The following is an 11,821-nucleotide window of genomic DNA, read 5'->3' as shown; positions in this document are numbered from 1 at the left end:
AAACTTGCCGCCTGGATGCAACTCGAACTATTTAGAGGATATTTCCTCAATTATTTACTTTGGGATAGAGGCCCAATGGATTTCCAGTTGTATCTAGGCGGCAAACGCGAGAAACCCCAGGAGCTTAGATAACTAAGTGACTGGGGTTCGAACGTGAAGCCAACAACGATGCGGCTGGAAAGACGAAGGGTATATCAGTAGAGCAGAGAGTACAGCTGACGCCGATACTTGGCGGCCAGCGCGTCACCGGTGCCCAGTGCGGCCAGAATATCCATCAGCGTCTTGCGCGCGCTGCCGTTGGCGGCAGCCAGATCTTTCTTCAAATGCCCCATCAGCAGTTCCAGCGCTTCTTCGTTGCGCCCAACCTGATGCAGTTGCAGCGCCAGTTGCACGGCCAGCTCGACGTTCTCCGGCTGCTGTTGCACCTGTTGCTGCAACAACTGGATTTCCGGCGTGTCGGCCGCCTGCTTCAGCAACTCAATTTGCGCTACCAGGCCCTGATAACGGGTATCGCGGTCCTGCAATGGGATGGTCGCCAGCACCGCCTCGGCGTCTTCGCTGCGGTTCAGCGCAATCTGGGTTTCTGCCAGTGTCAGGCCGATATCGCTGCGTTGCTGGCTGGCTTGCCAGGCGTCTTTCAACAGCGGCAGCGCTTCAGCCGCGTTGCCTTCGGCCAGCAGATCGGTTGCCTGCGCCAGTTTCAGATCTTCTGCCTTCGGCAGGAAGCGCTGCAGGAATTCGCGGATGACGTCTTCCGGCTGCGGGCCCTGGAAGCCGTCGACCGGTTGGCCGTCTTTGAACAGGTAAACCGTAGGGAGGGAGCGCAGCCCGAACTGGGCGGCGATCGCTTGTTCTACGTCGCAGTCCACTTTGGCCAATATGAACTGACCGGCATATTCCGCCGCCAGCTTATCCAGGATCGGGGTGAGCTGCAGACAGTGTTGGCTGCGATCTGACCAGAAGTAGAACAGCACCGGCAGGGACATCGATTGTTCCAGCGTTTGGTGCAGGTTTGTTTCGTTAATATCAACAACAGCTTGAGCTAGCATGTGATTCTCTCTCTGATCTTGCGGAGCCATTGGCTCTTAGATGGGGGCGGGGCGGCATTCTTCAACCCCGACGCCCAAATTAACCGTTGCTGCGCAGCAGCCAGTCCAGGCAGCGGCCGGGCAGAATGCGGCGCAATACGCTCAGCGCGTGCGCCAGCAGGGTCACCGGATAGCGCAGCCTGGCGCGCGGGTTTTCCAGCGCGTGGCGCAGCTTGGGCAAAATGGCCTCCGGCGGCAGCGTCAAGCGTTTGGCGATGCCGGGGTTATGCACCGGATTATCGCTCTGCGCCTGGTTCACGTTCTGGGTAAAGTGGGTCGAAATCGGGCCGGGTTCAATCAGGCTGACCTGAATGCCGGTGCCGTGCAGCTCCATGCGCAGCGCGTCGGACCAGGCTTCCAGCGCAAACTTGCTGGCGGCATAGGCGCCGCGTCCGGCGCTGGAGACCAGCCCCATCACCGAACTGGTTTGAATAATGCGCCCTTCGCCGTGCGGCAGCATCGCCGGCAACAGCAACTGGGTCAACTGGTGGGTGCCAAACAGGTTGGTGGAGAATTGCCGCTCCAGCTGTTGACGGGAAATGCTGCTCAGCGGGCCGTACACACCGAAACCGCCATTGTTGAACAGGCCATACAGCCGGCCGCCGGTCAGCGCGATCACCTGCGCCGCGGCGCGTTCGACGCTGTCGCTGTCGTCCAGATCCAGCTCAATGCCTTCCAGTCCCAGTTGACGCATGTTCTCCACGTCCTGCGGCTTGCGACAGGCGGCCAGCACCCGGTAGCCGCGATTACGCAGATCTTGTGCTGCAATCAGTCCTATCCCGCTGGAACAGCCAGTTATCAATACCGCTTTTTGCATAACTTTACCTAGTGTACAACCCTATTTAGTTAGACTCATGTTTTACTAGAGGTTCCAGGCGTTCCGCCATCCAGGTGGCGATAAACGGTTGGGCGTCCTTATTGGGGTGCAATCCGTCATCCTGCATCCATTCCGCTTTGATCACCACCTGTTCCATGTAGAACGGCAGCAGCGGAATGTTGAACTGCCCGGCAAGCTGCGGGTAAATCGCGCTGAAAGCCTCGGTATAGCGGCGGCCATAGTTGGGCGGAATGTGGATTTGCATCAGCAGCGGCTGCGCACCGGCTTGCTGCACCAGAGTAATGATCTGGCTGAGATCGCGTTGCACGTCCTGCGCCGGGAAACCGCGCAGGCCGTCGTTGGCGCCCAGTTCGATCAGCACCCAGCGCGGTTGGTGTTGTTTCAGCAGGGCGGGCAGGCGCGCCAGCCCTTGTGCGGCGGTGTCGCCGCTGATGCTGGCGTTCACCAACTGCGGATCGCCCGGTTTTTTCTGCCATTGGTCGGCCAGCAGCGTCGGCCAGGCCTGCGCCACCGGCAAGCGGTAACCGGCGCTTAAACTGTCGCCTAAAATCAATAAGGTATCGGCGGCGACAGCGCGTAAACTGAATAATCCCAACAGCAAAAGGAAGGGAAGATGCCAGCGGAAAACGTTCTTGAAGTTCATCATCTTAGTAAACACGTTGGTCAGGGTGAGCATCAGCTCTCCATCCTTACCGGAGTCGAGCTGGTTGTCAAACCCGCACAGACAATTGCCCTGATTGGTGAATCCGGCTCAGGCAAATCGACGCTGCTGGGGATCCTCGCCGGCTTGGACGACGGCAGTGAAGGCGACGTGCATTTGTTGGGTGAATCGCTGACCGCTCTGGACGAAGAAGGGCGCGCGGCCCTGCGTGCCAAAAACGTCGGCTTTGTATTTCAGTCATTCATGCTGGTGCCGACGCTCAACGCGCTGGAGAACGTGCAATTGCCGGCGCTGCTGCGCGGTGAGAGCGACAGGCAGAGCCGCGAGCAGGCGGTTCAGTTGCTGGAGCAGTTGGGGCTGGGCAAAAGGCTCGATCACCTGCCGGCGCAACTTTCCGGCGGCGAGCAGCAGCGGGTCGCGTTGGCGCGTGCGTTCAGCGGCCGGCCGCGGGTGCTGTTTGCCGATGAGCCTACCGGCAACCTCGATCGCCAGACCGGCGAACGCATCGCCGATTTGCTGTTCTCCCTCAACCGCGATTTTTCCACCACCCTGATCCTGGTCACTCATGACGAAACCCTGGCGGCGCGCTGCCAGCGGCGGTTGCGCCTGCGTGAAGGCAAGCTGTGGGAGGAAGCATGATCTGGCGTTGGTTTTGGCGGGAATGGCGTTCGCCGTCACTGCTGATCGTTTGGCTGGCGCTGACGCTGTCGATGGCCTGCGTGCTGGCGCTGGGCAGCATCAGCGATCGCATGGACAAGGGGCTGAGCCAGCAAAGCCGTGATTTTATCGCCGGTGACCGGGTGCTGCGCAGCGCGCGGCCAGTACCGGAAGGCTGGCTGCTGGATGCGCAACAAGAAGGGCTGAAAGTGAGCCGCCAGTTGTCGTTCACCACTATGACCTACGCCGGTGACCGGCCGCAGTTGGCGGACGTGAAGGCCACCGATCTGGCCTATCCGCTGTACGGCAAGCTGGAGACGCGCCCGGCCAACGTCAAGCTTGCTCCGGGGTCGGTGCTGGTGGCGCCGCGTTTGCTGGCGTTGCTGAATGTGAAAGTGGGGGACTCGCTGGACGTGGGCGACACCCGCCTGCGCATTGCCGGTGAAATCCTTCAGGAGCCGGACTCCGGCTTCAATCCGTTCCAGACTGCGCCGCGCATCATGATCAACCTGGCGGATGTGGATAAAACCGGGGCGGTGCAACCGGGGAGCCGCCTGAGTTACCGCTATATGTTCGCCGGCTCGCCGGAGGACATTCAGCGTTACGAAACGCGCCTGACGCCGCAGCTCCAGCCCGACCAGCGTTGGTTTGGGTTGCAGGAGTCCGGCAGCGCGCTGGGCAAATCGCTGCAACGATCGCAACAGTTCCTGCTGTTGTCGGCGCTGCTGACCCTGCTGCTGTCGATTGCCGCCGTGGCGGTGGCCATGAGCCACTATTGCCGCAGCCGTTATGATCTGATCGCGGTGCTGAAAACGCTGGGGGCCGGCCGCAGCGCCTTGCGCAAGTTGATTGTCGGCCAGTGGTTGGCGGTCATTTCGCTGGCGGCAGCGTGCGGCGGCATTATCGGCCTGGGGTTTGAAGCGGTGCTGATTCGGCTGCTGGCGCCGGTGCTGCCGGCGGAACTGCCGGCTGCCGGGGCCTGGCCGTGGTTGTGGGCGGTCGGCGCGTTGCTGATGATTTCGCTGCTGGTGGGGCTGCGGCCGTACCGGCAACTGTTGGCGACCCAACCGCTGCGGGTATTGCGCCGCGACGTGGTGGCCAACGTTTGGCCGCTGCGCTATTTCCTGCCGGTAACGGCGGTGATTGTGGTGGCGCTGCTGACGGCCTTGATGGGAGCCAGCACGCTGCTGTGGTCGATCCTCGCCGGTATTCTGGTGTTGGCGCTGTTGTTGGGGGCTATCGGCTGGGGCAGCCTGCTGTTGTTGCGCCGCATTACGCTGAAGAATCTGGCGCTGCGGCTGGCAGTCAATCGTCTGCTGCATCAGCCCTGGGTAACGGTCAGCCAACTGGCGGCGTTTTCGCTGTCGTTTATGTTGCTGGCGTTGTTGCTGGTGCTGCGTGGCGATCTGCTCGACCGCTGGCAACAGCAACTGCCGCCGGACAGCCCGAACTACTTCCTGCTGAACCTGACTGAAGCGCAGGTGCCGCAGGTGAAAACCTTCCTGCAACAGCATCAGGTCAAGCCGGAAACTTATTACCCGATTGTACGCGTGCGCCTGACCGAGATTAATCAGCAGGTGGCGACCGAGCGGGTGCATGAGGACGATCCGGGCGGTGAGGCGGTTAACCGCGAGCTGAACCTGACCTGGCTGGCGGATCTGCCGGCGCACAATCCGCTACTGGCGGGCAGTTGGCCGCCGAAGGCCGGTGAGGTGTCGATGGATCAGGGCATTGCCGGGCGGCTCAAGGTTAAGCTGGGCGACACGCTGACCTTCAGCGGCGATACCCAGTCGTTCAGCGCCAGGGTCACCAGCCTGCGGCAGGTGGACTGGGAAAGCCTGAAGCCGAACTTTTACTTCATCTTCCCGCCGGGTGCGCTGGACGGTCAACCGCAGACCTGGCTTACCAGCTTCCGCTATGACGGGGACGGCCAGATGCTGACCCAGCTCAACCGGCAATTCCCGACGCTTAGCCTGCTGGACATCGGGTCAATCCTCAAACAGGTCGGCGGGGTGCTGCAACAGGTCAGCCGCGCACTGGAGGTGATGGTGGTGCTGGTGGTGCTCTGCGGTGGCTTGTTGCTGATGGCGCAGGTGCAGGTGGGCATGCGGCAACGGCGCCAGGAACTGGTGGTGTACCGTACTCTGGGGGCCGGCAAGCGCTTGTTGCGCAGCACGCTGTGGTGCGAGTTTGCGTTGCTTGGGCTGGTGGCGGGCATCGCGGCGGCGGTGGGGGCGGAAGCGGCGCTATGGTTGCTGCAAAGCCAGGTATTCGACTTCCCGTGGGCGCCCACGCCGGTGCTGTGGTGGGCGTTGCCGTTGCTCAGTGCGCTGCTGTTGTCGCTGTGCGGCGGCTGGCTGGGCGTACGGCTGTTGCGTGGCCAGGCATTGTTCCGCAGTTACGACGGTTAAACCGCTGCAAAGTCGGCCCGGCCCCCTGTTATCGGGAGCCGGGTCGATACCTTTATTATTGAAAATCCAAAGATTTCCTTTCCAGACTCTCTGTCTAAAAAGCGCCTTTTCCCGTCTACCTTGATCCTTCGTTGCGGATGTCACTCAAGTGAAATCGATTACAAATAAATGGCTGCTATTCGAGGTTGATATTGAAGTCTGACAAGCGGTGTTTTTTAACTTGAGAGTTATAACAAACGACATAAAGTTATTTTTAAATATAATCAATGTCATATGTTTAATTTTTCACGTCGATACGTAGGGGATCCAAAATGGAAATAATGTAATCGTTTCCACTAATGTGATCTCACTCACTTACCGCCTGCGGATTGCCTCCTATCATGACGGCTAACTGATTCAACGTTATCTATTGGAGGCTGTATGAGTGTTGCCGTCAAAATTGCGTCGGCTGAGAAAAGCCAGACGAATGCCGGTATGACTTTTTTCGTCTGTTTTCTGGCTGCGTTAGCCGGGCTGCTGTTTGGTCTGGATATCGGCGTGATTGCGGGCGCTTTGCCGTTTATTGCCGACTCTTTTCACATCACCAGTTCCCAGCAGGAGTGGGTGGTCAGCTCAATGATGTTCGGCGCGGCGGTCGGCGCCGTGGGCAGCGGTTGGATGAATTTCCGCATCGGGCGCAAATACAGCCTGATGATCGGCGCGATCCTGTTCGTGGCGGGGTCGTTGTGTTCCGCAGCGGCGCCCAATGTGGACATATTGATACTCTCGCGCATTTTGCTGGGGCTGGCGGTGGGCATCGCTTCCTATACCGCACCGATTTATCTGTCTGAAATCGCGCCGGAGAAAATTCGCGGCAGCATGATCTCGATGTATCAATTGATGATCACCATCGGGATTTTGGCCGCCTACCTGTCTGATACCGCGTTCAGTTACACAGGTGCCTGGCGCTGGATGCTGGGGGTTATCACCATTCCAGCCGGCTTGCTGCTGGTTGGCGTGTTCTTCCTGCCGGACAGCCCGCGCTGGCTGGCCTCGCGCAATCGCCATGAACAGGCGCGTCAGGTGCTGGAAAAGCTGCGCGACAGCAGCGCCCAGGCGCAGCATGAACTGAACGAAATCCGTGAAAGCCTCAAGCTGAAGCAGAGTGGCTGGGCGCTGTTCAAGGATAATAAAAATTTCCGCCGCGCCGTATTCCTCGGCATTCTGTTGCAGGTTATGCAGCAGTTTACCGGCATGAACGTCACCATGTATTACGCGCCGAAGATTTTCGGCCTGGCGGGCTTTGCCAGTACCGAACAGCAGATGTGGGGAACGGTGATCGTCGGGCTGGTTAACGTGCTGGCCACCTTTATCGCCATTGGGCTGGTGGATCGCTGGGGCCGCAAACCGACGCTGATCCTCGGTTTTATCGTGATGGCAGTGGGCATGGGCGCACTGGGAACAATGATGGGTATCGGCATGAGTACGCCGGCGACGCAATATTTCGCCGTCATTATGTTGTTGATGTTTATTGTCGGTTTCGCCATGAGCGCCGGCCCGTTGATTTGGGTGCTGTGTTCGGAGATCCAACCGCTTAAGGGCCGTGATTTTGGCATCACCTGTTCCACCGCCACCAACTGGATCGCCAACATGATCGTCGGCGCGACTTTCCTGACTATGCTCAATTCGCTGGGCAGCGCCTATACCTTTTGGGTCTACGCGGCGCTCAACGTAGTGTTTATCTTTATTACGCTGGCGTTGATCCCAGAGACCAAAAATATCTCTCTGGAACATATCGAACGCAATCTGATGGCCGGCAAGCCATTACGCAACATAGGTACGCGCTAGTCGGCTGGCTGCGCGCATGAAACAGGCTTATGCATCGGGTGTTAGCGCCCGATGCTGATGAAAGGGGAGCATGATGGCGATTTTAGTGACCGGCGGCGCCGGATACATAGGTTCACATACGGTACTGGCGCTGTTGGAGCGCGGTGAAGAGGTGGTGGTGTTGGATAATTTGATCAACGCCTCCGAAGAGTCCTTACGCCGTGCAGAGCAACTGACCGGTAAAGCGGCGGTGTTCTGCCAGGGGGATGTGCGGGACGCGGAGTGCCTGAGCCGGATCTTCGCCGAGCACAAGATCGCTTCGGTGATCCATTTCGCCGGCCTGAAAGCGGTGGGAGAATCCACCCGCAAGCCGCTGGAGTACTACCAGAACAATGTAGCGGGCACGCTGGTATTGCTGGAAGCCATGCGCGACGCCGGGGTTCATCAGTTTATCTTCAGCTCTTCGGCGACGGTGTACGGCGAAGATGCGCCGGTGCCTTACCGGGAAGACATGCCGATCGGCGGCACGACCAGCCCTTACGGCACCTCCAAGTGGATGGTGGAGCAGATCCTGCAGGATTTCGCCAAAGCTGAACCGGCCTTTTCCATTGTCTCTCTGCGCTACTTCAACCCGGTGGGCGCCCATGAGTCTGGACTGATGGGGGAAGACCCCAGCGGGATCCCGAATAATCTGCTGCCTTATATTGCTCAGGTGGCCGTCGGCAAGCGGGATCACCTGAGCGTGTTCGGCGGGGACTATCCCACCAAAGATGGAACCGGCGTGCGCGATTACATTCACGTGATGGATCTGGCACAGGGTCACCTGGCGGCGATGGACCACCTAAAGCAGATCGCCGGTTTTAAAGCTTATAACCTGGGGTCCGGGGTCGGGCATTCGGTGCTGGAGATGGTGCATGCGTTTGAGAAAGCCGCCGGCGTTGCCGTGCCTTATCAGATTTTACCGCGCCGTGCCGGGGATTTGCCCGCTTTCTGGGCCGATGTCAGCCTGGCTAAACGCGAACTGGGCTGGGAAGTGCAGCGCGGGCTCGATGCAATGATGCGCGATACCTGGAACTGGCAAAGCAAAAATCCGCGGGGCTATGCCCGGTAGTTTTTCATTGGCAGTAAAAAAGGGTTCAGCTTGGCTGAACCCTTTGATTTTGTTGCGGAGTAAACCTTAAGCCAGCTTCTGTTGCGCCCAGGCCAGGCCGCTTTGGTATTCGGCCGGCAGCAGCGGTGCCAGAGCCTGCAATGCCTGTTGCAGCACGGTGGCGCTAGGATCGTTCAGGTTGAGGTGGCCGACCTTGCGGCCTTCGCGCACCTCTTTCTCATACCAGTGCAAATGCACCAACGGCAGCGCCAGCCATTGTTGATTCACGGCGGTGCCTATCAGGTTGACCATCACCGACGGCGTGCTTACCACAGGTTTCGGCAGCGGCAGGGCGAGAATGGCGCGCAGGTGCAGTTCGAACTGGCTGATGGAGGCGCCGTTCTGCGTCCAGTGACCGCTGTTGTGCACCCGTGGTGCCAGCTCGTTAATCAGCAGGCTGTCGCCAACGATAAAGCACTCCATCGCCATGACGCCGACGTAGTTCAACTCGTCGAGGATCGCCGCCAGCATCTGTTCAGCCTGCCGTTGCAGAGCGGGGGCAGGCTGCGGCAGCGCCACGCTGGTGCGCAGAATGCCTTCTTCATGCAGGTTATGGGTCAGCGGATAGAACACCGACTTGCCGTCGTGCCCACGCGCGCCCACCAGCGAAACCTCGCCGGAGAAGTTAATCCCCTGCTCGACGATGCACTCGCCGTAGGCATCCGCCGGCAGTTCCGCTTCCTGGCCCGGGCGCAAGCGCCATTGACCGCGGCCGTCGTAACCGCCAACGCGGCGTTTGACGATCGCCAGTTCACCGAGAGTGGCGAACACCTGCGGCCACTCGGCGGCATCGGCCAACAATTGCCACGGCGCGGTGGCCAGGCCGAGCTGATCGAGCAGCTGTTTTTGCGTCAGGCGGTCGGCCAGACGGGGGAAAATATCGCGATTGACGAAGCTGTTGTGGGTCGCCAGTTCACGCGTCAGCGCGGTTTCCGGCCAGCGTTCGATTTCGGCGGTGATCACGCTGTTTTGATAGGGCACCGCTTCCGGTTCGGCGTCGATGCCGACCGGGTAAACGGCGATGCCCAGCGGTTCACCGGCCTGGCGCAGCATGCGCCCCAGTTGGCCGTTGCCCAGTACGCAAACCGGCTTCATGCTTCCTCCCGCGGATCCGGGTTGTTCAGCACCTCTTCGGTCTGTGCCTGGCGCCAGTCGGCCAGACGTTGCGCCAGCGCGGTGTCGTGCAGCGCCAGAATTTGCGCCGCCAGCAGCGCGGCGTTGGCCGCACCGGCTTTGCCGATCGCCAGGGTGCCGACCGGAATGCCGCGTGGCATTTGCACGATAGAATACAGGCTGTCTACACCGCTCAGCGCGGCGCTTTGTACCGGAACACCCAGCACCGGAACCAGCGTTTTCGCCGCCAGCATACCCGGCAGGTGCGCAGCACCGCCCGCACCGGCAATGATCACGTCAAAGCCGTTGGCGCCGGCCTGTTCGGCGAAACTGAACAGCTTGTCTGGCGTGCGATGAGCGGAAACGACTTCGACATGGAACGGGACATCGAGTTGGGTCAGGATTTCGGCCGCGAACTGCATGGTGGCCCAGTCACTTTTCGATCCCATTACAATTGCGATTTTAACCCCAGCGTTGGTGGCTGAAGCGGCGTTGGCTCCCATGGGTGTAAGGCTCCTGTAAGTGTACAAACGACGGCCGGTTGCCTGCGGCGGGAGGCCGAATGAGGGCGCAGATCATACCATGAGCGCACGGCGAGGAAAACGGTTGCGTCGCCGGTTTTCACCGTCGAAAACGCGAATTTTTTCACTCGCGTGGCAAGTCAGGGGGTTAGAAAGGGAATTGGATCAGTTCGACGGCGTCGGCGCTGACTTTGATCATCGAACCTTCAGCGTGCCAGGCGCCCAGCACCACGCGGTGAGCCTTGCCGTTGCTCAATTCCAGCTCATGCACCGCCGGGCGGTGGGTGTGACCGTGGATCATCCAATGCACGTTATGGCTCAGCATCGCCTGCTCAACTGCCTGCGGGTTGACGTCCATAATGGCTTGAGATTTGCCCTGATTGCTCTGCCGGCTGCGAGCGCGCATCTTGGCGGCGATCTTCAGGCGCCAGCGAAGGGGCATGGCCAAAAACAGCTTCTGGATTAACGGATTGTGCACCTTGCGGCGGAACTGCTGGTAAGCCTGATCGTCGGTACACAGCGTGTCGCCGTGCAGGATCAGGATTTTGCGGCCGTACAGCTCCAGCACTTTTTCTTCCGGCAGCAGATGCATGCCGCTGGCGCGGGCAAAGCGCTTGCCGAGCAGGAAATCGCGGTTGCCGTGGATAAAGTAGCAAGGCACGCCGGCTTGTTGCAGCGTCTTCAGCTCGGCGGCAATCTCCGCGTGCAAGGGTTCGGGATCGTCATCGCCGATCCAGGCTTCGAACAGATCGCCAAGAATGTACAGGGCTTCGGCGTGAATCGCATCGTGCCGCAAAAAACGCAGAAAACCGGCAGTGATTGCCGGTTCCTGTGCGCATAAGTGCAGATCCGCGATGAACAGCGTGTTCATGCAGCCGCGATTACTCGCCGACGGTAACGCTGGTGACGATCACGTCTTCTACCGGAACGTCCTGGTGCATGCCGCTGCGGCCAGTTTTCACGGCTTTGATCGTGTTGACCACGTCCATGCCTTCAACCACTTCGGCAAATACGCAGTAACCCCAACCTTGCGCGTTCTCGGCGCGGAAGTTCAGGAAGTCGTTGTCAGCCACGTTGATGAAGAACTGAGCGGTAGCGGAGTGCGGATCGTTGGTACGCGCCATCGCCAGGGTGCCCACGGTGTTTTTCAGACCGTTGTTGGCTTCGTTCTTGATGGTCGCTTTGGTGTCTTTCTGGTTCATGCCAGGCTCAAAACCGCCGCCCTGAATCATGAAACCGTTGATAACACGGTGGAAGATAGTGTTGTCGTAGAAACCTGCACGGCAGTAGCTCAGGAAGTTTTCAACGGTAACCGGCGCTTTGTCAGCAAAGGTGTTGATAACGATGTCGCCGTGATTAGTGTGGAAAGTAACCATAGTTTTAGTCCTAACAAGATGAAGTGAGACGTCACGTAGAGCGAGTGAACATTCAGACCGACCTTATAACATATCTCTATTAACGAGTCAGCAGCGGCTAAACCGCGCAGGCTCTGTGGTAAATTGGGTGTTGTTATATTATAACAATTGCGGCGGCATTGATTTATACCCTGCGGCTTGCAAGATGACGGGTATATCAC

The 11,821-nt window shown here is 59.4% G+C and carries 11 protein-coding genes; 4 read left to right on the top strand and 7 right to left on the bottom strand.

Annotation, left to right across the window (positions count from 1 at the left end; genetic code table 11):
* Positions 1 to 194: 194 nt before the first annotated feature.
* The 3 genes from ACUTSW_RS10400 to tesA all read right to left on the bottom strand — a co-directional run bounded on the left by ACUTSW_RS10400 (position 195) and on the right by tesA (position 2,569).
* Positions 195 to 1,049 carry a thioredoxin family protein gene (locus ACUTSW_RS10400; protein WP_063197992.1) on the bottom strand — a complete coding sequence of 285 codons (855 nt, stop codon included), beginning with the start codon at positions 1,047 to 1,049 and terminating at the stop codon, positions 195 to 197.
* Positions 1,050 to 1,128: 79 nt separating this feature from the next.
* Positions 1,129 to 1,905 (bottom strand): SDR family oxidoreductase, encoded by a 777-nt coding sequence (locus ACUTSW_RS10395; RefSeq protein WP_004949412.1) that lies wholly within the window; start codon positions 1,903 to 1,905, stop codon positions 1,129 to 1,131.
* Positions 1,906 to 1,930: 25 nt separating this feature from the next.
* Positions 1,931 to 2,569 (bottom strand): multifunctional acyl-CoA thioesterase I/protease I/lysophospholipase L1, encoded by a 639-nt coding sequence (gene tesA, locus ACUTSW_RS10390; protein ID WP_162136580.1) that lies wholly within the window; start codon positions 2,567 to 2,569, stop codon positions 1,931 to 1,933.
* On the opposite strand from tesA, the gene ybbA reads away from it, so the two are divergent.
* The 4 genes from ybbA to galE all read left to right on the top strand — a co-directional run bounded on the left by ybbA (position 2,540) and on the right by galE (position 8,572).
* Positions 2,540 to 3,226 (top strand): putative ABC transporter ATP-binding protein YbbA, encoded by a 687-nt coding sequence (gene ybbA / locus ACUTSW_RS10385; RefSeq protein WP_004949414.1) that lies wholly within the window; start codon positions 2,540 to 2,542, stop codon positions 3,224 to 3,226. The two genes, tesA and ybbA, sit on opposite strands and share 30 nt — an antisense overlap.
* Positions 3,223 to 5,655 carry a putative ABC transporter permease subunit YbbP gene (ybbP, locus tag ACUTSW_RS10380; RefSeq protein WP_445584336.1) on the top strand — a complete coding sequence of 811 codons (2,433 nt, stop codon included), beginning with the start codon at positions 3,223 to 3,225 and terminating at the stop codon, positions 5,653 to 5,655. Before ybbA ends, ybbP begins: the two co-directional genes overlap by 4 nt.
* Positions 5,656 to 6,075: 420 nt before the next feature.
* A complete protein-coding gene (locus ACUTSW_RS10375) occupies positions 6,076 to 7,482 on the top strand; it encodes a sugar porter family MFS transporter (protein ID WP_020438578.1) in 1,407 nt (468 codons plus the stop codon).
* A gap of 73 nt (positions 7,483 to 7,555) precedes the next feature.
* Positions 7,556 to 8,572, top strand: coding sequence for a UDP-glucose 4-epimerase GalE (gene galE, locus ACUTSW_RS10370; protein ID WP_445584467.1), 1,017 nt, complete (start codon positions 7,556 to 7,558; stop codon positions 8,570 to 8,572).
* A 66-nt stretch (positions 8,573 to 8,638) separates the two neighbouring features.
* Here the strand turns inward: galE and purK are convergent, their stop codons facing one another.
* The 4 genes from purK to ppiB all read right to left on the bottom strand — a co-directional run bounded on the left by purK (position 8,639) and on the right by ppiB (position 11,621).
* Complete coding sequence (gene purK / locus ACUTSW_RS10365; protein WP_445584335.1) at positions 8,639 to 9,706, bottom strand: 5-(carboxyamino)imidazole ribonucleotide synthase; 1,068 nt, start codon at positions 9,704 to 9,706, stop codon at positions 8,639 to 8,641.
* Complete coding sequence (gene purE, locus ACUTSW_RS10360) at positions 9,703 to 10,227, bottom strand: 5-(carboxyamino)imidazole ribonucleotide mutase (protein ID WP_004949420.1); 525 nt, start codon at positions 10,225 to 10,227, stop codon at positions 9,703 to 9,705. The genes purK and purE overlap by 4 nt, the downstream gene beginning before the upstream one ends.
* A 166-nt stretch (positions 10,228 to 10,393) precedes the next feature.
* Positions 10,394 to 11,116 (bottom strand): UDP-2,3-diacylglucosamine diphosphatase, encoded by a 723-nt coding sequence (gene lpxH, locus ACUTSW_RS10355; RefSeq protein WP_006324005.1) that lies wholly within the window; start codon positions 11,114 to 11,116, stop codon positions 10,394 to 10,396.
* 10 nt (positions 11,117 to 11,126) lie between these two features.
* Complete coding sequence (ppiB, locus tag ACUTSW_RS10350) at positions 11,127 to 11,621, bottom strand: peptidylprolyl isomerase B (RefSeq protein ID WP_006324006.1); 495 nt, start codon at positions 11,619 to 11,621, stop codon at positions 11,127 to 11,129.
* Positions 11,622 to 11,821 lie beyond the last annotated feature (200 nt).

The organism is Serratia sp. TSA_198.1 (assembly GCF_052686505.1).
This window is presented reverse-complemented; position numbering and strand designations above follow the sequence as displayed.